General features: G+C 58.0%; 17 protein-coding genes. 10 read left to right on the top strand and 7 right to left on the bottom strand.

Going from position 1 to position 22,171, the window contains the following annotated elements; genetic code table 11:
• Positions 1–93 precede the first annotated feature (93 nt).
• The 5 genes from greB (at position 94) to feoC (ending at position 6,241) form a co-directional block, all read left to right on the top strand.
• Positions 94–567, top strand: coding sequence for a transcription elongation factor GreB (gene greB / locus CW267_RS01995; RefSeq protein WP_008807004.1), 474 nt, complete (start codon positions 94–96; stop codon positions 565–567).
• A 100-nt stretch (positions 568–667) separates the two neighbouring features.
• Entirely contained in the window at positions 668–2,998 is a 2,331-nt protein-coding gene (locus CW267_RS01990) for a Tex family protein (RefSeq protein ID WP_012967135.1), read from the top strand.
• 419 nt (positions 2,999–3,417) lie between these two features.
• Positions 3,418–3,645 (top strand): ferrous iron transporter A, encoded by a 228-nt coding sequence (gene feoA, locus CW267_RS01985; protein ID WP_002920506.1) that lies wholly within the window; start codon positions 3,418–3,420, stop codon positions 3,643–3,645.
• 28 nt (positions 3,646–3,673) lie between these two features.
• On the top strand, positions 3,674–5,992 hold the full coding sequence (gene feoB, locus CW267_RS01980; protein WP_039102598.1) for a Fe(2+) transporter permease subunit FeoB: 2,319 nt from the start codon (positions 3,674–3,676) through the stop codon (positions 5,990–5,992).
• 9 nt (positions 5,993–6,001) lie between these two features.
• The gene (gene feoC, locus CW267_RS01975; RefSeq protein WP_004202151.1) at positions 6,002–6,241 is read left to right on the top strand and encodes a [Fe-S]-dependent transcriptional repressor FeoC; all 240 of its coding nucleotides are present in this window, start codon (positions 6,002–6,004) and stop codon (positions 6,239–6,241) included.
• A gap of 86 nt (positions 6,242–6,327) precedes the next feature.
• On the opposite strand, the gene CW267_RS01970 is transcribed toward feoC, so the two are convergent.
• Complete coding sequence (locus tag CW267_RS01970) at positions 6,328–6,597, bottom strand: YdgH/BhsA/McbA-like domain containing protein (RefSeq protein WP_002920510.1); 270 nt, start codon at positions 6,595–6,597, stop codon at positions 6,328–6,330.
• Between the two features lie 120 nt (positions 6,598–6,717).
• Positions 6,718–7,491, bottom strand: coding sequence for a pimeloyl-ACP methyl ester esterase BioH (gene bioH, locus CW267_RS01965; protein ID WP_049162505.1), 774 nt, complete (start codon positions 7,489–7,491; stop codon positions 6,718–6,720).
• A gap of 38 nt (positions 7,492–7,529) precedes the next feature.
• Here bioH and gntX point away from each other — a divergent pair, with 38 nt between their 5' ends.
• The 3 genes from gntX to gntT all read left to right on the top strand — a co-directional run bounded on the left by gntX (position 7,530) and on the right by gntT (position 10,491).
• Positions 7,530–8,204, top strand: coding sequence for a DNA utilization protein GntX (gene gntX / locus CW267_RS01960; protein WP_100781140.1), 675 nt, complete (start codon positions 7,530–7,532; stop codon positions 8,202–8,204).
• 58 nt (positions 8,205–8,262) lie between these two features.
• On the top strand, positions 8,263–8,838 hold the full coding sequence (gene nfuA, locus CW267_RS01955; protein WP_002920540.1) for a Fe-S biogenesis protein NfuA: 576 nt from the start codon (positions 8,263–8,265) through the stop codon (positions 8,836–8,838).
• 336 nt (positions 8,839–9,174) lie between these two features.
• A complete protein-coding gene (gene gntT / locus CW267_RS01950; protein WP_008806999.1) occupies positions 9,175–10,491 on the top strand; it encodes a gluconate transporter in 1,317 nt (438 codons plus the stop codon).
• Between the two features lie 98 nt (positions 10,492–10,589).
• Here gntT and malQ read toward each other — a convergent pair whose 3' ends face one another.
• Both malQ and malP read right to left on the bottom strand, forming a co-directional pair.
• Positions 10,590–12,686, bottom strand: coding sequence for a 4-alpha-glucanotransferase (gene malQ, locus CW267_RS01945; RefSeq protein ID WP_008806998.1), 2,097 nt, complete (start codon positions 12,684–12,686; stop codon positions 10,590–10,592).
• A gap of 10 nt (positions 12,687–12,696) precedes the next feature.
• Complete coding sequence (malP, locus tag CW267_RS01940) at positions 12,697–15,087, bottom strand: maltodextrin phosphorylase (protein ID WP_012540401.1); 2,391 nt, start codon at positions 15,085–15,087, stop codon at positions 12,697–12,699.
• A 624-nt stretch (positions 15,088–15,711) separates the two neighbouring features.
• On the opposite strand from malP, the gene malT reads away from it, so the two are divergent.
• A complete protein-coding gene (malT, locus tag CW267_RS01930; RefSeq protein ID WP_008806996.1) occupies positions 15,712–18,417 on the top strand; it encodes an HTH-type transcriptional regulator MalT in 2,706 nt (901 codons plus the stop codon).
• Positions 18,418–18,432: 15 nt separating this feature from the next.
• Here the strand turns inward: malT and CW267_RS01925 are convergent, their stop codons facing one another.
• The 3 genes from CW267_RS01925 to glpE are packed head-to-tail and all read right to left on the bottom strand — an operon-like array spanning position 18,433 to position 20,451.
• Positions 18,433–19,191 carry a DeoR/GlpR family transcriptional regulator gene (locus tag CW267_RS01925; RefSeq protein ID WP_008806995.1) on the bottom strand — a complete coding sequence of 253 codons (759 nt, stop codon included), beginning with the start codon at positions 19,189–19,191 and terminating at the stop codon, positions 18,433–18,435.
• A 49-nt stretch (positions 19,192–19,240) separates the two neighbouring features.
• A complete protein-coding gene (gene glpG / locus CW267_RS01920; RefSeq protein ID WP_008806994.1) occupies positions 19,241–20,071 on the bottom strand; it encodes a rhomboid family intramembrane serine protease GlpG in 831 nt (276 codons plus the stop codon).
• Between the two features lie 50 nt (positions 20,072–20,121).
• Positions 20,122–20,451 (bottom strand): thiosulfate sulfurtransferase GlpE, encoded by a 330-nt coding sequence (gene glpE, locus CW267_RS01915; protein ID WP_004202138.1) that lies wholly within the window; start codon positions 20,449–20,451, stop codon positions 20,122–20,124.
• A gap of 204 nt (positions 20,452–20,655) precedes the next feature.
• On the opposite strand from glpE, the gene glpD reads away from it, so the two are divergent.
• Positions 20,656–22,164, top strand: coding sequence for a glycerol-3-phosphate dehydrogenase (gene glpD, locus CW267_RS01910; RefSeq protein ID WP_004202136.1), 1,509 nt, complete (start codon positions 20,656–20,658; stop codon positions 22,162–22,164).
• Positions 22,165–22,171 lie beyond the last annotated feature (7 nt).

The following is a 22,171-nucleotide window of genomic DNA, read 5'->3' as shown; positions in this document are numbered from 1 at the left end:
CATTTAATCATAAGACACAGTATTTATCCTGTCGGTATTATTACGCGCTACAAATTGTGCGCAACGACAGACTGTCAGAAGGTTGAACTCACGATGAAAACGCCGCTGATCACCCGCGAGGGATATGAAAAACTGAAGCAGGAAATGGACTACCTGTGGCGCCAGGAGCGCCCGGAAGTGACCAAAAAGGTCACCTGGGCCGCCAGCCTTGGCGACCGCAGCGAGAACGCGGACTACCAGTACAACAAAAAGCGCCTGCGGGAGATCGATCGCCGGGTCCGCTATCTGACCAAATGTCTGGAACAGTTAAAGATCGTCGATTATTCCCCGCAGCAGGAAGGCAAAGTCTTCTTTGGCGCCTGGGTAGAGATCGAAAACGACGAGGGCGATACCAAACGCTTTCGCATCGTCGGCTACGATGAGATTTTTGGCCGCAAAGACTACATCTCCATCGACTCACCGATGGCGCGCGCCTTATTGAAAAAAGAGGTCGGCGATCTGGCTATCGTTAACACGCCGGCGGGCGAAGCCAGCTGGTATGTCAACGAGATCGAATACGTAAAATAGACAAGAACTTTCCGAGAGACACCGGGCGCGACTGGCATTTTCAGCCGTCAGTCCGTATAACTAGTCCCTGATTTTTGACCCTAAAGATGAATTAAAAGCCATGATGAATGATTCGCTCTGCCGCATTATTGCGGGTGAACTTCAGGCCAGAGCCGAACAGGTAGAAGCTGCCGTTCGCCTGCTTGATGAAGGGAACACCGTGCCGTTTATTGCACGTTATCGTAAAGAAGTCACCGGCGGTCTGGATGACACGCAGCTGCGTAATCTGGAAACCCGCCTTGGCTATCTGCGCGAACTGGAAGACCGTCGTCAGGCGATCCTCAAATCCATCGCTGAACAGGGTAAATTGACCGACGCGCTGGAAAAAGCCATCACCTCCACGCTGAGCAAAACCGAACTGGAAGACCTCTACCTGCCGTACAAGCCGAAGCGCCGTACCCGCGGGCAGATCGCCATCGAAGCCGGGCTGGAGCCGCTGGCTGACCTGCTGTGGAACGAACCGGCCCACGATCCGGAAGCGGAAGCCGCAAAATATATTAACGCTGACAACGGCATCGCCGACAGCAAAGCGGCCCTGGACGGCGCGCGCTATATTCTGATGGAGCGGTTTGCCGAAGACGCCGCGCTGCTGGCGAAGGTCCGTGACTATCTGTGGAAAAACGCCCACCTGGTCTCCACCGTCGTCAGCGGCAAAGAAGAGGAAGGCGCCAAATTCCGCGACTACTTCGATCACCATGAACCGATCGCCACCGTGCCGTCGCATCGCGCGCTGGCGATGTTCCGCGGTCGCAACGAAGGCGTGCTGCAGCTCTCTTTAAACGCCGATCCGCAGTTTGACGAGCCGCCGAAAGAGAGCCACGGCGAGCAAATTATTATCGACCACCTTGGCCTGCGCCTGAATAACGCCCCGGCGGACAGCTGGCGTAAAGGTGTCGTCAGCTGGACCTGGCGTATCAAAGTGCTGATGCACCTCGAAACCGAGCTGATGGGCACCGTGCGCGAGCGCGCGGAGGACGAAGCCATCAACGTCTTCGCCCGTAACCTGCACGACCTCCTGATGGCCGCGCCCGCCGGGCTGCGCGCCACCATGGGACTCGATCCGGGCCTGCGCACCGGGGTGAAAGTGGCCGTCGTCGACGCCACCGGTAAACTGGTCGCCACCGATACCATCTATCCCCATACCGGCCAGGCCGCCAAAGCGGCCGTCGTCGTCGCCGCGCTGTGTGAAAAGTACAATGTTGAGCTGGTGGCCATCGGCAATGGTACCGCCTCGCGTGAAACCGAGCGTTTCTTCCTCGACGTGCAGAAGCAGTTCCCGAAAGTCACCGCCCAGAAGGTGATCGTCAGCGAAGCCGGGGCTTCCGTTTACTCCGCCTCCGAGCTGGCGGCCCAGGAGTTCCCGGACCTCGACGTGTCGCTGCGCGGCGCGGTCTCCATCGCCCGCCGTCTGCAGGATCCCCTGGCCGAGCTGGTGAAAATCGACCCGAAATCGATTGGCGTCGGCCAGTATCAGCACGATGTCAGCCAGACCCAACTGGCGCGTAAGCTGGACGCAGTGGTGGAAGACTGCGTGAACGCCGTCGGCGTTGACCTGAACACCGCCTCCGTTCCGCTGCTGACCCGCGTCGCCGGCCTGACCCGCATGATGGCGCAGAACATCGTTGCCTGGCGCGACGAGAACGGCCAGTTCCAGAATCGCCAGCAGTTGCTGAAGGTCAGCCGTCTGGGGCCGAAAGCCTTTGAACAGTGCGCCGGCTTCCTGCGTATCAACCATGGCGATAACCCGCTGGATGCCTCCACCGTGCACCCGGAAGCCTATCCGGTGGTCGAGCGCATTCTGGCCGCCACCCAACAGGCGCTGAAAGATCTGATGGGCAACAGCAGCGAACTGCGTCATCTGAAGGCCGTGGATTTCACCGATGAGAAGTTCGGCGTTCCGACCGTCACCGACATTATCAAAGAGCTGGAAAAACCGGGCCGCGATCCGCGTCCGGAGTTTAAGACGGCGAAGTTCGCCGACGGCGTAGAGACCATGAACGATCTGCTGCCGGGGATGATCCTGGAAGGCGCCGTCACCAACGTCACCAATTTCGGCGCGTTTGTCGATATCGGCGTCCATCAGGATGGACTGGTACACATTTCGTCGCTTTCTGACCGGTTTGTTGAAGATCCGCACACCGTGGTGAAAGCGGGCGACATCGTGAAGGTCAAAGTCATGGAAGTCGATCTGCCGCGTAAACGTATCGCTCTGACCATGCGTCTCGACGAGCAGCCAGGCGACAGCAACGCCCGCCGCGGCGGCGGTCAGGATCGCCCCCAGGGCAACCGCCCGGCCGCGAAAGCCGCCAAACCCCGCGGTCGCGAGGCACAGCCTGCCGGTAACAGCGCAATGATGGATGCCCTCGCTGCGGCGATGGGTAAAAAACGCTAATCTCTCCCTGCCCCTTTTCAGGGGCAGTTTTCATTTTTTATCCCCTGGCGATACGGCCGCCATTACGCGCAAAACGGGTTCAGTCATTTCTGATAATCTGCATTAATTCCGTTAAGGAAAGGTCGCGAAATTATTATTTTCATTTCGTTAACTTAAGAAACCTTAATTAAACATTAGATCGCCGAAATAATATTTTGCGCTATTTGATCACCGACTGGATTTTGCGGCATATCAATAAAAAGGTGATTTTCGCTATAAAAATAGCGCGAAGCGCATCATATGTATTGATGATAAAAACCATTCTCATTATCATCACTTTCAGAACGTTTTTTCCTTTTTCGTTGGCTACGGTCCCCGGCGCAGCTGCCTCCAGGCGTCCGGAAAATTCTTCTTCGGTTAGCGATAGACAAGTAGGCCCTATGCAATTCACACCTGATAGTGCGTGGAAAATTACCGGATTCTCCCGCGATATTAGCCCAGCATACCGTCAGAAATTACTCTCCCTCGGCATGCTGCCCGGTTCCTCATTTCATGTGGTTCGCGTAGCGCCACTCGGCGATCCTGTTCATATTGAAACCCGACGCGTCAGTCTGGTATTACGCAAAAAAGATCTCGCCTTAATCGAACTGGAAGCGGTTGCACAATAACGGCTGGCCCGGCACAAGAGTCTGAAATATGAAAAAATTAACCGTTGGTTTAATTGGTAATCCTAATTCTGGCAAGACCACCTTATTTAATCAGCTGACCGGTGCCCGCCAGCGCGTAGGCAACTGGGCCGGGGTCACCGTTGAGCGTAAAGAGGGCGTTTTCGCCACCACTGACCATCAGGTCACGCTGGTCGACCTCCCGGGGACCTACTCCCTGACCACCATCTCTTCGCAGACCTCGCTGGACGAGCAGATTGCCTGCCACTACATCCTGAGCGGCGACGCCGACATGCTGATTAACGTGGTTGATGCCTCCAACCTTGAGCGAAACCTTTATCTGACGCTGCAGCTGCTCGAGCTGGGGATCCCCTGCGTCGTCGCGCTGAACATGCTGGATATCGCCGAAAAGCAGCAGGTGCGTATCGATATCGACGCCCTCGCCGCCCGTCTCGGCTGCCCGGTCATTCCGCTGGTCTCAACCCGCGGACGCGGAATCGAAGCGCTGAAGATTGCCCTCGACCGTCATCAGGCGAACAGCGATATTGAGCTGGTTCACTATCCGCAGCCGCTGCTGCGCGAAGCTGACCTGCTGGCGCAGCAAATGTCAGCGCAGATCCCGACCCGGCAGCGGCGCTGGCTGGGTCTGCAGATGCTGGAGGGCGATATCTACAGCCGGGCCTATGCCGGCGACGCCGCCGATAAACTGGATATTGCTCTGGCGAATCTCAGCGACGTGATCGACGACCCGGCGTTGCATATCGCAGACGCACGCTATCAGACCATCGCCGCCATTTGCGACGCCGTCAGCAACACCCTGACCGCCGAGCCGAGCCGCTTCACCGCGGCGATGGACAAAGTGATCCTCAACCGCTTCCTCGGGTTGCCGATTTTTCTCTTTGTCATGTACCTGATGTTCCTGCTGGCGATAAACATCGGCGGCGCGCTGCAGCCGATTTTTGATGCCGGTTCGGTCGCGGTCTTTATTCACGGTATTCAATGGCTGGGCTACACCCTGCACTTCCCGGACTGGCTGACCGTGTTCCTCGCCCAGGGGATCGGCGGCGGTATCAACACCGTGCTGCCGCTGGTGCCGCAGATCGGCATGATGTATCTGTTCCTCTCCTTCCTTGAGGACTCCGGCTACATGGCGCGCGCCGCCTTTGTCATGGACCGCCTGATGCAAGCCCTCGGCCTGCCGGGGAAATCCTTTGTCCCGTTGATTGTCGGTTTCGGCTGCAACGTGCCGTCGGTGATGGGCGCCCGTACCCTTGACGCGCCGCGCGAGCGTCTGATGACCATTATGATGGCGCCGTTTATGTCCTGCGGCGCGCGGCTGGCGATCTTCGCCGTCTTCGCAGCCGCGTTCTTTGGTCAGAACGGTGCGCTGGCGGTCTTCTCGCTCTACGTACTGGGCATTGTGATGGCCATTCTCACCGGCCTGATGCTGAAGCACACCATTATGCGTGGCGAAGCCTCGCCATTCGTGATGGAGCTGCCGGTGTACCACGTCCCGCACATCAAGAGCCTGATTATCCAGACCTGGCAGCGCCTGAAAGGCTTTGTGCTGCGCGCCGGGAAGGTGATCGTCATTGTCAGCATCTTCCTCAGCGCGCTGAACAGCTTCTCGCTGAGCGGTAAGGTCGTCGACAACATCAACGACTCCGCGCTGGCCTCGGTGAGCCGGGTCATTACGCCGGTGTTTAAACCAATCGGCGTGCATGAAGATAACTGGCAGGCCACCGTCGGCCTGTTTACCGGCGCGATGGCGAAGGAGGTGGTGGTCGGTACGCTGAACACCCTCTATACCGCCGAAGATATCCAGAATGAGGAATTCAATCCGCAGACCTTCAGCCTCGGCGAAGAACTGCTGGCTGCTGTCGACGAGACATGGCAGGGACTGAAAGACACCTTCAGCCTCAGCGTCCTGGCCAACCCCATCGAAGCCAGCAAAGGCGATGGCGAGATGGCCACCGGCGCCATGGGCGTGATGGGCAGTAAATTTGGCAGCGCGGCGGCGGCATACAGCTACCTGATCTTCGTTCTGCTCTATATTCCCTGCATCTCGGTGATGGGCGCCATCGCCCGCGAATCGAGCCGCGGCTGGATGACCTTCTCCATCCTGTGGGGGCTGAATATCGCCTATTCGCTCTCGACGCTCTATTACCAGACCGTGAGCTTTAGCGACCATCCGCGCTACAGCCTGGTGTGTATCCTGGCAGTGGTGTTGTTCAACGTGGTGCTCTTCGGCCTGCTGCGCCGGGCGCGCAGCCGGGTGGACGTCTCGCTGCTGGCCACCCGAAAAACGCCGGCCTCCTGCTGTTCCAGCCCGGCTGGCGATTGCCACTAAGGAGGGTCTGTGGCGTCGTTAATGGAAGTCCGCGATATGTTGGCCCTGCAGGGTCGTATGGAGGCGAAACAGCTCAGCGCCCGCCTGCGGACGCCTCAGCCGCTGATTGACGCGATGCTGGAACGGATGGAAGCCATGGGTAAGGTGGTACGGATCAGCGAAACGAGCGAGGGCTGTCTCTCAGGCAGCTGTAAAAGCTGTCCTGAAGGGAAAGCGGCGTGCCAGCAGGAGTGGTGGGCGCTGCGATGAAAGGAGTCAGGCCTGGTCGTGCAACGGGTAAAACGAGTAAGAAAGCAGTGAAAAACGGGCCAACAGGCCCGTTTTTTATGACTGGATTATTTATAAACGTCAGCGTTAGCGTGTACGGTTTTTTCGTTTTTCTGCCCGGCAATCACCACAAAGTATTTCCCACCCAGCTCATCGGCTTTTTTAGACAGATCGCGTCGGGCGTCCATCGGTGACGTCGTCCTGGAGGTCGTGATGCTGCCGACCTTGGTCAAATTCATCTTCGCCACGTCTTCTTTTTGGATCTCTTTCGCGGCAAATGCGCCAAAAGACAGGGTGCCAATCACCAGAGATGCAACCATTCCTGTAACAAGTTTCATAGCCTCTACTCTCCATAAGGTTGTTATTGTAGGTCACGGTGGCGGAATGAAATAATCAACCACCGTAACAACCTAAGTATTGCTAGGAATGGCCCTTTTACCATGGCGCGGCAAAAAAAATTACCCCAGCCGCGTTTTCAACGCCAGCAGCGGCTCGCAGAAGGCCGCGGGATGGGAAACAAACGGCGCATGCGCCGCCTTATCGAAGAGGATTGACTCGCTTTCCGGCCACAGCTCATCCAGCAGCGGGACAATCTTGCGCGGCACCAGTCCGTCCAGCCGGCCATACAGCCGCAGAAGCGGTATCGGCAACCCAACCAGCGCCTGGCGCAGATCGACGGTTCTGAGGATCTCCAGTCCGCCGTTCAGCGCCTCGGCGGAAGGCATCGGCAGCGAGAGCACGGCCTGCTTTAACGCCCGCGCATCCTGACGCGCGCTCTCTGTGCCCATGGTTTGCAGAGCGAGGAATCGCTCGACGGTGCGCTGGAAATCGTCGCTCAGCTGCTGCTGAAACCCGGCCAGCACCTCGGGCTTGATGCCGGGCCAGTCGTCACAAGCCGCGAAACAGGGGGAAGAGGCCACCGTCACCAGCGCCTGCACGCGTTCCGGGTGCATCATCGCCACCTGGCTGGCGACCAGCCCACCCAGACTCCAGCCCAGCCATACCGCCTGAGGAGGAGCCTGCTCCAGCACCCGCTGCGCCATCGCCTCCAGCGACATCGCCCCATATCCGCCGCTGCGGCCATAGCCCGGCAGGTCCACCAGGTGGAGGGTAAAATGCGAAGCCAGCTGCGGCGTGATGCAATCCCATACCTGAGCGTTCAGCCCCCAGCCGTGCAGCAGCACAAGATGACAATCACCTTCGCCGATTGTTTGCCACCAGATGTCGTTCATCCGTTACCGTTCTCTTTTTACTGGACAGAAGGCCAAATATGCTAACAGCACACAGCTTATGCTGGCTATGCCAAATGCCGCTGGCGCTCGCCCACTGGGGGTTCTGCTCTCGTTGCAGCCGCGCCCTGCTCGCCTGCCCCCCGCTCTGCCCGCAGTGTGGCCTGCCGGCGGCGACATCCCATCACCCCTGCGGCCGCTGCCTGCAAAAGCCGCCTCCCTGGCATCGGCTGGTGGCGGTCAACGACTATCGCCCACCGCTGAGCGGTCTGGTCCAGCAGTTGAAGTTTCACCATCGTCCGGAGCTGGGGCCCGCCCTCGCGCGCCTGCTGCTGCTGCGTCTTCTGCAGTGTGACGATTTGCCGCCGGTGGACGGTATGGTCGGCGTACCGCTGTGGCATCGCCGCCGCTGGCGCCGGGGTTATAATCAGTGTGACGAACTGTGCCGACCGTTAGCCCGCTGGCGAGGTTGCGTCTGGCATCGGGAAGGCCTGACTCGCCAGCGAGCCGGCGCCGTCCAACATTCGCTCAATGCCCGCCAGCGCAGGCAGAACCTGAAAAATGCCTTTCAGCTTGAATTTGCCGTGGAGGGACTCCATATCGCTATCGTGGATGATGTCGTCACGACCGGCAGCACCGTCGCCGAGATATCCCGCCTGCTTTTGCGAAACGGCGCCGCGACGGTTCAGGTATGGTGTTTGTGCCGTACCTTGTAGACCCCCGCTGATGGGCGTATTATAACCCAGTAAAATAGTCAACTATTAGGCCAACGCTATGATCCGTATTTCCGATGCTGCACAAGCGCACTTTGCCAAACTGCTGGCAAATCAGGAAGAAGGGACGCAAATTCGCGTATTTGTGATTAATCCCGGCACCCCAAACGCTGAGTGCGGCGTATCTTACTGCCCACCGGATGCGGTGGAAGACACCGACACGGCGCTGAAATTTGAACAGCTGACCGCCTATGTCGATGAGCTCAGCGCGCCCTATCTGGAAGACGCTGAAATTGATTTCGTCACCGACCAGCTTGGCTCGCAGCTGACGCTGAAAGCGCCGAACGCCAAGATGCGCAAAGTCTCTGACGATGCCCCGCTGATGGAGCGCGTCGAGTACCTGCTGCAGTCGCAGATTAACCCGCAGCTGGCGGGCCACGGCGGCCGCGTGTCGCTGATGGAGATCACCGACGACGGTCTGGCTATTCTGCAGTTCGGCGGCGGATGCAACGGCTGTTCGATGGTTGACGTGACCCTGAAAGAAGGCATTGAAAAGCAGCTGCTGAACGAGTTTCCGGAGCTGAAAGGGGTTCGCGATCTGACCGAGCATCAGCGCGGCGAGCACTCCTACTACTAAGCCCTTCCTCCGGCGGCACCCTGCCGCCGGTCCTCCCTGGCCCTTTCTGTGTTACCGCGCAACATCTCCCGCTAAATGACCGGCAAAAACCGGGGAAAGAGTATGACTTAAGTCTCATATTTAACATTTTCCCCCGTCAGGTGATTCTCAACCCTCACATGTTACCCGTATCATCCACTTCAGGCACCACCGGCAAAAAAATAGCCAGCTATCCTTTCTCTGGGTAAGGATAATGCAAGTATTTACGGTGCCAGACTATTTTGCTCCCACATGGGGCAGATGTCTTACAGGTTGAATCTTTGACGTTACCCATAACAAATTAAGGCCAGGTAAATCATGCCATTAATCATCGTTGCTATCGGGGTTGCCCTGTTATTGCTGTTAATGATCCGTTTCAAAATGAACGGCTTCATTGCGCTGGTTCTGGTGGCGCTCGCCGTCGGATTAATGCAGGGTATGCCGCTGGATAAAGTGATCGTCTCCATCAAGAACGGCGTTGGCGGCACCCTCGGCAGCCTCGCGCTGATCATGGGCTTCGGGGCTATGCTCGGTAAACTGCTGGCAGACTGCGGCGGCGCCCAGCGTATCGCCACCACCCTTATCAATAAGTTCGGTAAGAAGCATATTCAGTGGGCGGTTGTGCTGACCGGCTTCACCGTCGGCTTCGCGCTGTTCTATGAAGTGGGCTTCGTGCTGATGCTGCCGCTGGTGTTTACCATCGCCGCCTCGGCCCGCATCCCGCTGCTGTACGTCGGTGTCCCGATGGCCGCCGCGCTCTCTGTCACCCACGGCTTCCTGCCGCCGCATCCGGGTCCGACCGCGATTGCCACCATCTTCCATGCCGATATGGGCAAAACGCTGCTCTACGGCACCATTCTGGCTATCCCGACGGTTATCCTGGCAGGGCCGGTGTTTGCGCGCTTCCTGAAAGGCATTGATAAGCCGATCCCGGAAGGCCTGCATAACCCGAAAGTATTCACTGAAGAAGAGATGCCTGGCTTTGGCGTCAGCGTCTGGACCTCGCTGGTACCGGTGATCCTGATGGCGATGCGCGCCGTGGCCGAGATGATCCTGCCGAAGGGCCACGCCTTCCTGCCGATTGCTGAGTTCTTCGGCGACCCGGTGATGGCCACCCTGATTGCGGTACTGATCGCCCTGTTCACCTTCGGTTTGAACCGCGGCCGCTCCATGGAGCAGATCAACGATACCCTGACTTCTTCTATTAAAATCATCGCGATGATGCTGTTGATCATCGGCGGCGGCGGCGCCTTCAAACAGGTGCTGGTGGATAGCGGCATGGATAAATACATCGCCTCTATCATGCACGAATCGAACATGTCTCCGCTGTTTATGGCGTGGTCAATCGCCGCAGTGCTGCGTATCGCGCTGGGTTCGGCGACCGTTGCCGCCATCACCGCAGGCGGGATTGCAGCGCCGCTGATCGCCACCACCGGCGTCAGCCCGGAACTGATGGTTATCGCCGTTGGCTCCGGCAGCGTTATCTTCTCTCACGTCAACGATCCGGGTTTCTGGCTGTTCAAAGAGTACTTTAACCTGACCATCGGCGAGACCATCAGGTCCTGGTCGGTGCTGGAAACCATTATCTCAGTATGCGGCCTGGTAGGCTGTCTGCTGCTGGGGATGGTGGTGTAAGGAGACTCCCGCACAGAAAAAGGCCGGTCCGCATAATGCGGACCGGCCTTTTTTATCGGACATGCTCATCGCCGCGCAGCAAACGACGCGGCGGGAAGTCATCTGGCGGCGGCTTTCTTGCTCGCCGCCTTGCGCCGTTTATCCAGATCCTTAATCAGCTTATTGACCTGTTCATCGGCAAACATCTGCTCCAGGGTGACGGACAGCTTCCGGCGCCAGTTCGGGTACTCAGTGCTGGTGCCCGGAATGTTAACCGGCGACGCCATCTCCAGCCAGTCTTCCGGCTGCAGGCCCAGTAGCGCACTGTTACTGTCGGCAATGTAACGCTGCATCCCCCGGTTGAGGATCCCGGTCATGCTCATCAGAGAGGCCTTATGCCCGGCACGTTTGGGCAGACAGCCGTACTTATGCAACGCATCCAGCAGCCCTTGCTTCGCCAGCTCGCGGTCCTGGTACAGCCCGCGCAGCACCACCTCATCAGGATAGAGCCCCAGCGCTTTACCTAGCGTCAGATCGCCGCTTTCCCAGTAGCCGCGGAGGGTGGGCAGGTCGTGCGTCGTCGCCACAGCCATTGATTGCTCCGGGTACAGCGCCGGCGCGCGGAACGTTTTCTCTGCATCACTCTCAAAATAGAGCACCTTATAAGAATAGACGCCGCTGTTGCGTAACTTGCTGACAATCTCCACCGGTACCGTGCCCAGGTCTTCGCCGATCACCATGCAGCGATGACGCTGGCTTTCCAGCGCCAGAAGCGACAGCAGATCGTCGACGGGATACTGAACGTAAGCGCCATGGTCGGCGGTTTCACCATAGGGGATCCACCACAAACGCAGCACCGACATCACGTGATCGATGCGCAGCGCGCCGCAGTTCTGCATATTGGCGCGCAGCAGATCAATAAACGGCTCATAGGCGCGAGCGGCAATAATATGCGGATCCATCGGCGGCAGGCCCCAGTTCTGGCCCAGCGGGCCCAGAATATCCGGCGGCGCGCCCACGGACGCTTTCAGGCAGTACAGCTCACGGTCGCACCAGGTCTCCGACCCGCCTTCGGCGACGCCCACCGCCAGATCGCGGTAGAGGCCAATCGGCATCCCGTCGCGCTGGCTGGTTTCCCAGCAGGCGGCGAACTGGCTCCAGGCCAGCCACTGCAGCCAGAGATAGAAACTGACGTCGTCCTCATGCTCAATGCAGAAGGCTTTCACCTCCGGGCTGTCGATATCCTGAAAGGCCTTCGGCCAGGCCGGCCAGCCCCAGCGCAGCGGGTCCTGTTGTACCTGCCAGGCGTGCAGCGCATCGAAAGCGGCCTGCCAGTAGAGGCTTTCCCCTTCGCGCAGAACAAACTCGCGGAACGCCGTCATCTGCTCATCTTCACGACGAGAGAATCGTTTCCACGCCATACGCAGCGCGGTCATTTTCAGCGTGGTGACCGCGGTATAGTCGACATCATCCGTTTGCCGCGCCGCCTGCAAGGCCTGCTGGGTCGCTGCGGACTGCCACCACGCCTGCGCCTCTTCGCTACGCTGGAAATCTTCAACCGCATTAACGTCGATGTAGATGACGTTCAGCCAGCGACGTGAAGACGGGCTATACGGACTGGCGCTCTCCGGGTTCGCCGGATAGAGAGCATGTATCGGGTTAAGGCCAATAAACGACCCGCCGCGGCGGGCGATTTCCGGCAACATGGCCCGCAGATCGCCAAAATCGCCGATCCCCCAGTTTTTCTCCGAGCGCAGGGTATAAAGCTGCACGCAGGTGCCCCACAGCTTTTTCCCCTCTTTCAGCGGCTGCGGTTCATAGCAGCGCGCCGGCGCGACAATGGTCCGGCAGTGCCAACGCTCTCCCTCCTGGGTGAGCGTCAGGGAGTGGTACCCCTCCGGCAGTTTAGCCGGCAGCGGCAGCGTCTCGCCGCCGCGGGTTTTCCCTTGATACTGCTTACCGTCCTCAGTGGTCAGGATCCACTGATACTCACCGCGTCCTGCCACCGGCAGCGACATTTTTTTGCCGTGGGTGAAAATTTTCACGTTCGGCAGCGGGTTAACCGCCACTTTCGTGGCGGCGGTAGAGCGATGCATCGCATCCAGCAGGCGCTGTTTGGTGACAGCCGCGATAGACTGCGGCTTACCGTGCGCATTGATATAGCTGGGGCTGATGCCCGCCGCCAGCGCGGCATTATCGAGGCGTTTACTCTCCATAGGCCTTCCTTTAGCGTTTCGCCTGCCAGATACGTTGCTGATAATCGCGGATCGAGCGGTCGGAGCTGAACATGCCGCAGCGCGCGGTGTTGAGGATAGCCGCGCGGGTCCAGGCCTCCTGGTCGCGATACAGCTCATCTACCCGTTTTTGCGCCGCTACGTAGGCTTCGAAATCGGCCAGCACCAGGTACGGATCGCCGCCCTGCAGCAGGCTGTGCAGCATCTGATCGAAGGCATGCTTGTCGCCGTTGCTATAGGTGCCGTTCTCCAGCTCCTTAAGCACCGCATCGAGCAGCTTGTCTTTTTTACGCCATTTCAGCGGATCGTAGCCTTTCGCTTTCAGGGCTTTCACCTCTTCAACCGTGTGGCCGAAGATAAAGATGTTTTCCTCGCCCACCTGCTCAGCGATTTCCACGTTAGCGCCATCCAGCGTCCCGACGGTCAGCGCGCCGTTCAGCGCCAGCTTCATGTTGCCGGTGCCAGAGGCTTCTTTACCCGCGGTGGAGATCTGCTCGGAGATATCCGCCGCCGGGATCAGTTTTTCCGCTGCCGATACACAATAGTCCGGCAGGAAGACCACCTTCAGCTTATCGCCGACTTTCGGGTCATTGTTGATCGCTTCCGCTACCTTATTGATGGCAAAAATAATGTTTTTCGCCAGATAGTAGCCCGGCGCCGCTTTCGCGCCGAACAGGAAGACGCGCGGCACGCGGTCCGCCTGCGGGTTTTCGCGGATCTCTTTGTACAGCGCAAGAATATGCAGCAGGTTAAGGTGCTGACGCTTGTACTCGTGCAGGCGTTTGATCTGAATATCGAAAATCGCCTGCGGGTTGATCTCAATCCCGGTACGCTGCTTCACAAACTCGGCCAGATGAACTTTGTTGGCCTGCTTGATATCGCGATAGGTCTGACGGAATGCCGCATCGTCAGCGTATTTTTCCAGATTGATCAGCTGGTCGAGGTCATTGGCCCACTCTTTTTTCAGCGTCTCATCCAGCAGCGAGGCCAGCGCCGGGTTGCACTGCTTGATCCAGCGGCGCGGCGTGATGCCGTTGGTCACGTTATGGAATTTGTTCGGCCACAGCTGGTTATATTCCGGGAACAAATCTTTTACCACCAGGTCCGAGTGCAACGCCGCCACGCCGTTGACAGCAAAGCCGCCCACCACGCACATGTTGGCCATCCGAACCTGCTTGTCATGCACCACCGCCAGCTTCGCCCAGACCTGCTTATCGCCCGGCCAGGTTTTGTCCACCAGCTGTTTAAAGCGGTCGTTGATTTCTTTAATGATCTGCATATGGCGCGGCAGCAGCGCTTTCACCAGCTTCTCATCCCAGCACTCCAGCGCTTCCGGCATCAGGGTGTGGTTGGTGTAAGCAAAGGTTTTACTGGTGATCGCCCAGGCGTCGTCCCAGCTCAGCTGGTGCTCGTCGATCAGCACGCGCAGCAGCTCCGGAATGGCGATGGTCGGGTGCGTATCGTTCAGCTGGATCACTTCGTAATCCGCCAGCTCGGCCAGCTTGCGGCCTGCCAGATGATGACGACGCAGGATATCGGCCACTGAGCAGGCGCACTGGAAGTACTGCTGCATCAGGCGCAGTTTTTTACCGGCCTGATGGTTGTCGTTCGGGTACAGCACCTTGGTCAGTTTTTCCGCGTCGATGCCCTGCTGCTCGGCGCGCAGGAAATCGCCATCGTTGAATTTGGTCAGGTTGAACGGATGAGCGTGTTTGGCCTGCCACAGACGCAGCGGCTGGGCGACGTTGTTGCGATAGCCAAGCACCGGCAGGTCCCAGGCTTCGCCGGTAATGACGAACGCCGGCTGCCATTCGCCGTTTTTGCTGACTTTCCCGCCGATGCCGACCTGGACATCCAGCGCCTCGTTATGGCGGAACCACGGGTAGCTGTTACGCCCCCAGTCGTCCGGGGCTTCCATCTGCTGGCCATCGTCAAAGGACTGGCGGAACAGACCATACTGATAGTTGAGGCCGTAACCGGTCGCCGACTGCCCCACCGTCGCCATGGAGTCGAGGAAGCAGGCTGCCAGACGTCCCAGGCCGCCGTTACCCAGCGCCGGGTCTGTCTCTTCTTCCAGCAGATCGGTGAGGTTGACGTCGTAGCCTTTCAGTGCGTCGCTGACGCCCTCGTACCAGCCCAGGTTGAGCAGGTTGTTGCCGGTCAGGCGACCAATCAGAAACTCCATCGAGATGTAGTTAACGTGACGCTGTCCTTGCGCCGGTTTCGCTACCGGCTGCGCCGCCAGAAGTTCCGCCAGCGCTCCGCTGACCGCGCGCCACCATTGACGCTGTGTCATCTCGGAAGCGGACTGTAAACCAAAATGCTGCCACTGACGCGTCAGTGCAGCCTGAAACTGAGCTTTGTTAAATGAAGTCTGTGACATAATGAGATCCGGGTCCTTTACTAAAACGATGGCGCTAGTGTGCCGACCTCCCGATTCATCGTCCTCATCCCGACGGGGATTAGACAGGGAGGAGTGGCGGGGATGAGCGAAAAGTGTGATCCTGGACACTATAGTGTGGGTGAGAAGGCAAAAATATGCTGTAAAAATCACCGCGATATGACAATCGAGAGGTTACGTCCGCAGGGAAAAAATTTGTTACAGGCCAATACGCGCTAAAAATCTTTCCGCCTCTCGCCAGGTTATTAAAAAAATAAATAGAGAGCTCTGGAGAAATAAGCACATTTCATCACATTGATCCGCAAAAAAGATTACTTCTAAGAAATCTCTGACAATAATTTAATAAAAACAAACAACTACTCTTCACATAAAATAAATCTCTCCCCGCTCCGCCAGCCGCCGCCTGAAAACCGCTGGCGGCGAGTTCTGCCTGCGATTTTTCCCCATTCTCAACCAATGTCAAAATTTGTGACATAGAGCAAATTCAAGAGCATAAAGTTCGGACATAACTTGCAATAAATTTCATAATCACCGACCTTATTAGATATTAATTACGAAGCGCAAAAAAAATCGCAACCTCTCTCTTGCACAGCGAAATGTAGAACTATGTTGATTCCGTCCAAATTAAGTCGTCCGGTCCGCCTTGAACACACTGTGGTTCGTGAGCGTTTACTGGCGAAACTTTCCGGCGCGAACAATTATCGTCTCGTGCTGATCACCAGCCCTGCCGGGTACGGTAAAACAACGCTCATTTCTCAGTGGGCCGCGGGTAAAAACGATCTCGGGTGGTTTTCGCTGGACGAAGGCGACAATCAGCAGGAGCGTTTTGCCAGCTATCTGATCGCGGCGATCCAGCAGGCTACCGGCAACCACTGCGCGGCCAGTGAAGCGATGGTGCAAAAGCGCCAGTACGCCAGCCTCTCCTCTCTTTTTGCGCAGCTGTTTATTGAACTCGCCGACTGGCAGCGCCCGCTGTACCTCGTCATTGATGATTATCACCTGATCAATAATCCGGTGATCCATGACGCGATGCGCTTTTTCCTGCGCCATCAGCCGGAGAATATGACCCTGGTGGTGCTGTCGCGTAACCTGCCGCAGTTGGGCATTGCCAACCTGCGCGTCCGCGATCAGCTTCTGGAGATTGGCAGCCAGCAGCTGGCCTTTACCCACCAGGAAGCGAAACAATTTTTCGACTGCCGTCTGACGTCGCCAATCGAAGCCGACGACAGCAGCCGGCTGTGCGACGATGTCGCCGGGTGGGCCACCGCGCTGCAGCTCATCGCCCTCTCCGCCCGCCAGAATAACTCTTCCGCCCAACACTCCGCCCGCCGCCTCGCCGGGATTAACGCCAGCCATCTGTCGGATTATCTGGTGGATGAAGTACTGGATAACGTCGACGCCCGCACGCGTAACTTTTTGCTGAAGAGTTCTCTGCTACGCTCGATGAACGACGCGTTAATCGTGCGCGTCACCGGTGAAGAGAATGGCCAGATGCAGCTGGAGGAGATCGAACGCCAGGGGCTATTCCTGCAGCGGATGGATGATTCCGGTGAATGGTTCCGCTATCACCCGCTGTTTGGCAGCTTCCTGCGCCAGCGTTGTCAGTGGGAGCTGGCGGTTGAACTGCCGGAGATCCACCGCGCTGCGGCGGAAAGCTGGATGGCGCAAGGGTTCCCCAGCGAGGCCATTCATCATGCGCTGGCCGCTGGCGATGCCAAAATGCTGCGCGATATCTTACTCAACCACGCCTGGGGCATGTTTAACCATAGCGAACTAGGGCTGCTGGAGCAGTCGCTGTCGGCGCTGCCCTGGTCAAATCTGCTGGAAAATCCGCGCCTGATCCTGCTGCAGGCCTGGCTGATGCAGAGCCAGCATCGTTACAGCGAAGTCAACACCCTGCTGGCGCGCGCCGAGCAGGAGATGAGTGTGGAAATGGACACCGCGATGCATGGCGATTTCAACGCGCTGCGCGCACAGGTAGCGATTAACGACGGCGACCAGGACGAAGCGGAACGTCTGTCGATGGTGGCCCTGGAAGAGTTGCCGCTGGCCAACTATTACAGCCGCATCGTCGCCACCTCGGTGCATGGCGAAGTCCTCCATTGCAAGGGGAAACTGACCAAATCCCTCGCCGTGATGCAGCAGACCGAACAGATGGCCCGCCGTCACGACGTGTGGCATTACGCGCTGTGGAGCATTATTCAGCAAAGTGAAATTCTCTTTGCCCAGGGCTTCCTGCAGGCTGCCTGGGAGAGCCAGGAGAAAGCCTTCCAGCTGGTGCGTGAACAGCACCTTGAGCAGTTGCCGATGCATGAGTTCCTGCTGCGCATCCGTTCTCAGCTGCTGTGGGCATGGGCGCGCCTCGACGAAGCTGAAGCCTGCGCCCGCCAGGGAATGGACGTTCTCTCAACTTATCAGCCGCAGCAGCAGCTGCAGTGTCTGGCGCTGATGGTCCAGTGCTCGCTGGCGCGCGGCGATCTCGATAATGCCCGTAGCCACCTGAACCGGCTGGAAAACCTGCTCGGTAACGGTCACTATCACAGCGACTGGGTCTCCAACGCCGATAAGGTGCGGGTGATCTACTGGCAGATGACCGGCGATAAAACCGCGGCGGCCAACTGGCTGCGACAGACGCCGAAGCCGGAATTCGCCAACAACCACTTCCTGCAGAGCCAGTGGCGCAACATTGCCCGGGCGCAGATCCTGCTGGGCGATTTCGAACCGGCGGAAATGGTGCTGGAAGAGCTGAACGAAAATGCGCGTTCGCTGCGTTTGATGAGCGATCTCAACCGCAACCTGCTGCTGCTCAACCAACTGTACTGGCAGGCAGGACGCAAGAGCGAAGCGCAGAAAGCCTTGCTCGAAGCCCTGACGCTCGCCAACCGCACCGGCTTTATCAACCACTTTGTGATTGAAGGCGAGGCGATGGCTCAGCAGCTGCGCCAGCTGATCCAGCTGAACACTCTGCCGGAGCTGGAGCAACACCGCGCCCAGCGTATTCTGCGCGACATCAACCAGCATCATCGCCACAAATTCGCCCACTTTGACGAAGGGTTCGTCGAGCGGCTGCTGAATCACCCGGAGGTGCCGGAGCTTATCCGCACCAGCCCGCTGACCCAGCGCGAATGGCAGGTGCTTGGCTTAATCTATTCCGGTTACAGCAACGAGCAGATTGCCGGCGAGCTTGACGTGGCGGCTACCACCATCAAGACACACATTCGCAACCTGTATCAGAAACTGGGCGTCGCCCACCGGCAAGACGCGGTGCAGCATGCTCAGCAGTTACTCAAGATGATGGGATACGGCGTCTGACGACGCCGTTGCCGTTTAGCACAGCTCCAGCTGGAGGTTGTTATCGGTGATGACCTTCAGCACGCCCGCCGGCGGCAGCACGTCGGTATAGACCGCATCGACCATACTGATACTACCCATATTGACCATCGCATTGCGGCCAAACTTGGTATGATCCACCACCAGCATCACGTGGCGTGAATTCTCAATGATCGCGCGCTTGGTGCGCACTTCATGATAATCAAACTCCAGCAGCGAGCCATCGCTGTCGACGCCGCTGATGCCAAGAATGCCGAAGTCGAGACGGAACTGCGAGATAAAATCCAGGGTCGCTTCCCCAATGATCCCGCCGTCGCGACTACGCAGTTCACCACCGGCGAGAATAATGCGGAAGTCCTCTTTCACCATCAGCGTGTTGGCCACGTTCAGGTTATTGGTGACAATGCGCAAATCGTGGTGATCGAGCAGGGCGTGCGCCACCGCTTCCGGCGTGGTGCCGATATCAATAAACAGCGTCGCCCCGTCGGGGATCTCGCTGGCTACCCGCCGGGCGATACGCTCTTTTTCCGCCGTCTGGGTCGCTTTGCGATCGTGCCAGGAGGTGTTCACCGAGCTGGAGGGCAGCGCCGCGCCGCCGTGATGACGGAGGATCATTTTCTGTTCGGCTAAATCATTCAGGTCGCGGCGGATGGTCTGCGGGCTGACCGCGAACTGCTCAACCAGCTCTTCCGTGCTGACGTAACCCTGTTTTTTTACCAGCTCGATAATCGCGTCATGACGTTGTGTTTGTTTCATGAAATATCCCTGGAAAAATGTCGCCTACCCGACCCCTGTCGGTAAGTCTTTATGCGCGTTTTCGCCCATGCAAGGTATCAACAAACGCCATCGCCAGGCCGGTCGCCAGACCAGCCACATGCGCGCCGTTAGCGATCGCCATGCCAAAAACGTCAAACCAGCCAGCAATTAACCACACTAAAGAAAAGAGTATCAACCCGCGCTGCAGATAAATACCGCTCTGCGGATCGCGCTCGCCCCGCAGCCAGACGTAGCCCATCAGCGCATAGACCACGCCCGATAAGCCGCCAAACCACGGGCCGCTAAACTGATGCTGCACGAAGCCGCTCAACAGGGCGCTGATAACGGTGATCACCACCAGTTTGCCGCTGCCGATGCGTTTTTCCACCGCGCCGCCGAGATACCACCACCATAGCAGGTTGAAGAGAATATGCATCAGCGAGAAATGCATGAAAGCATGGCTGAAATAGCGCCAGGCTTCGAACTGCAGCGAAGGATCGTAGGGCCAGGCCAGCCAAATCATCACCGGCTGATCGCCCAACAGATTTTGCAGGATAAACACCGCGATGCAGATGAGCAGAATCGCCCAGGTGAACGGGCCGGCGTTATGCCGCAGCGTGGCAAAGAAAGGAAAGCGCTGATAGCGCAACCCGCTATTGGTCTGTCCGGACTGCCAGCTCGCCGCCAGATAACGCGGGTCCGCCGGGTTCTCAAGGAAGCGGGCCAGCTCAGCCCTGACACGCCCGGCCTGACTCTCATCAGCCAGCCAGACGTCGCTCTGGGCGTGCTGCTGAATGGTCAGGATAATCCCCTGCGTCGCCATATAATCGACAAACGCCTGGGCCACCCGTGGATTGGCAAAAGAGGTAATCATTAACATGCAGCGAATCGCTTATTCCACACAAAGGGGGATAGTATACCTGCCAGCCGTTAAAACGTCCCGTGCGCCACTTCCGCCGGGAAATGGCGATGCCAGGCGTCGAACCCGCCATCAACGCTGTAGACCTTATCAAACCCCTGCTGTAGCAGATACTGCGCGGCGCCCTTGCTGCTGTTGCCGTGATAGCACATCACCATCACCGCCGTGTCAAAGTCGTGGTCACGCATAAACGCGCCCAGCGTATCGTTGGTCAGATGAAACGCGCCCGGCGTATGGCCCATCGCATAGCTTTGCGGATCGCGGATATCCACCAGCACCGCCGTCTGCTGATGCAGCTTCTGGTGCGCTTCTTCAACGTTGATACATTCAAACTGTTCCATGATTCTCTTCTCTTTCTCGTCATGACGGGCGATGGCCGGCCCAATTTTACCCTGTAGTGTACCGTCAGGCGGTAAAGAAACGCCAATATGTTACACCCATCACTCCAAAATGTTTTTTTGATGTTACCAAAAGCGCGTTTGTTTGCTATAGTGAGCGATATCGAGCATTTGTGAGCTTAAACGAAAGTGTGAGAGGGTAAGAACGTGGAAACCAAAGATCTGATTGTGATAGGCGGAGGCATCAACGGTGCCGGTATCGCGGCAGATGCCGCCGGGCGGGGTTTATCCGTACTGATGCTGGAAGCGCGCGATCTCGCCTGCGCTACCTCCAGCGCCAGTTCCAAACTTATCCACGGCGGGCTACGCTACCTCGAACACTATGAGTTCCGCCTGGTCAGCGAAGCGCTGGCCGAGCGTGAAGTGCTGTTAAAAATGGCTCCGCATATCGCCTTCCCGATGCGCTTTCGTCTCCCGCATCGTCCGCATCTGCGTCCGGCATGGATGATCCGTATCGGCTTGTTTATGTACGATCATCTGGGCAAACGCACCAGCCTGCCGGGCTCCACCGGCTTGCGTTTTGGCGCAGAATCGGTACTTAAGCCGGAAATTGTGCGCGGTTTCGAATATTCCGACTGCTGGGTCGACGATGCCCGCCTGGTGCTGGCCAACGCGCAGATGGTTGTCCGCAAAGGCGGCGAAGTGCGGACCCGCACTCGCGCCATCTCGGCAAAACGAGAGAATGGCCTGTGGGTGGTGGAAGCGGAAGATATCGATAGCGGCGAGAAGTTTACCTGGAAGGCGCGCGGTCTGGTCAATGCCACCGGTCCATGGGTCAAACAGTTCTTCGACGAAGGGATGCATCTGCGCTCGCCTTACGGTATCCGCCTGATCAAGGGCAGCCACATCGTGGTGCCGCGAGTGCATACTCAGAAGCAGGCCTATATTCTGCAAAACGAAGATAAACGTATTGTGTTTGTTATCCCGTGGATGGATGAGTTCTCCATCATCGGCACGACGGACGTCGAGTATAAGGGCGATCCGAAAGCGGTAGCCATTGATGATAAAGAGATTAATTACCTGCTGAACGTCTATAACGCGCACTTTAAAAAGACTCTCAGCCGGGACGATATCGTCTGGACCTACTCCGGCGTCCGTCCGCTGTGTGATGACGAGTCGGATTCGCCGCAGGCGATCACCCGCGACTACACGCTGGATATTCACGATGAGAACGGCCAGGCGCCGCTGCTCTCCGTCTTCGGCGGGAAGCTGACCACCTATCGCAAGCTGGCCGAGCATGCGCTGGAAAAACTGACTCCCTATTACAAAGGAATCGGCCCGGCATGGACCAAAACCGCGGTGCTCCCCGGCGGCGATATCGGCGGCGACCGCGACGACTATGCAGCAAAACTACGCCGTCGCTTCCCGTTCATCAGCGAATCACTGGCCCGCCATTATGCCCGCACCTACGGGAGCAATAGCGAGTGGATCCTGAAGGAAGCCAGCGCCCTGAGCGATCTGGGGGAAGATTTCGGCCATGAGTTTTATGAAGCCGAGCTGAAGTATCTGGTTGAGCACGAATGGGTGCGCAGCCTGGATGACGCCATCTGGCGTCGTACCAAACAGGGCATGTGGCTGAATGGCGAGCAGCAAGCGCGCATCAGCGAATGGCTGGCGCAGCATGCGGGAAAGTCTGAACTGTCGTTAGCGTCCTGACATCGCG

The organism is Klebsiella sp. X1-16S-Nf21, from assembly GCF_002837615.1.
Taxonomy (GTDB): domain Bacteria; phylum Pseudomonadota; class Gammaproteobacteria; order Enterobacterales; family Enterobacteriaceae; genus Klebsiella; species Klebsiella variicola.
This window is presented reverse-complemented; position numbering and strand designations above follow the sequence as displayed.

What these genes read in the sequence shown, in the direction of transcription:
- bioH (WP_049162505.1), bottom strand. Translation starts at nt 7,491, where the DNA reads ATGAACGACATCTGGTGGCAAACAATCGGCGAAGGTGATTGTCATCTT.
- glpE (WP_004202138.1), bottom strand. Translation starts at nt 20,451, where the DNA reads ATGGAACAGTTTGAATGTATCAACGTTGAAGAAGCGCACCAGAAGCTG.
- malP (WP_012540401.1), bottom strand. Translation starts at nt 15,087, where the DNA reads ATGTCACAGACTTCATTTAACAAAGCTCAGTTTCAGGCTGCACTGACG.
- nfuA (WP_002920540.1), top strand. Translation starts at nt 8,263, where the DNA reads ATGATCCGTATTTCCGATGCTGCACAAGCGCACTTTGCCAAACTGCTG.
- malT (WP_008806996.1), top strand. Translation starts at nt 15,712, where the DNA reads ATGTTGATTCCGTCCAAATTAAGTCGTCCGGTCCGCCTTGAACACACT.
- malQ (WP_008806998.1), bottom strand. Translation starts at nt 12,686, where the DNA reads ATGGAGAGTAAACGCCTCGATAATGCCGCGCTGGCGGCGGGCATCAGC.
- CW267_RS01990 (WP_012967135.1), top strand. Translation starts at nt 668, where the DNA reads ATGATGAATGATTCGCTCTGCCGCATTATTGCGGGTGAACTTCAGGCC.
- glpG (WP_008806994.1), bottom strand. Translation starts at nt 20,071, where the DNA reads ATGTTAATGATTACCTCTTTTGCCAATCCACGGGTGGCCCAGGCGTTT.
- feoB (WP_039102598.1), top strand. Translation starts at nt 3,674, where the DNA reads ATGAAAAAATTAACCGTTGGTTTAATTGGTAATCCTAATTCTGGCAAG.
- CW267_RS01925 (WP_008806995.1), bottom strand. Translation starts at nt 19,191, where the DNA reads ATGAAACAAACACAACGTCATGACGCGATTATCGAGCTGGTAAAAAAA.
- CW267_RS01970 (WP_002920510.1), bottom strand. Translation starts at nt 6,597, where the DNA reads ATGAAACTTGTTACAGGAATGGTTGCATCTCTGGTGATTGGCACCCTG.
- gntX (WP_100781140.1), top strand. Translation starts at nt 7,530, where the DNA reads ATGCTAACAGCACACAGCTTATGCTGGCTATGCCAAATGCCGCTGGCG.
- feoA (WP_002920506.1), top strand. Translation starts at nt 3,418, where the DNA reads ATGCAATTCACACCTGATAGTGCGTGGAAAATTACCGGATTCTCCCGC.
- greB (WP_008807004.1), top strand. Translation starts at nt 94, where the DNA reads ATGAAAACGCCGCTGATCACCCGCGAGGGATATGAAAAACTGAAGCAG.
- gntT (WP_008806999.1), top strand. Translation starts at nt 9,175, where the DNA reads ATGCCATTAATCATCGTTGCTATCGGGGTTGCCCTGTTATTGCTGTTA.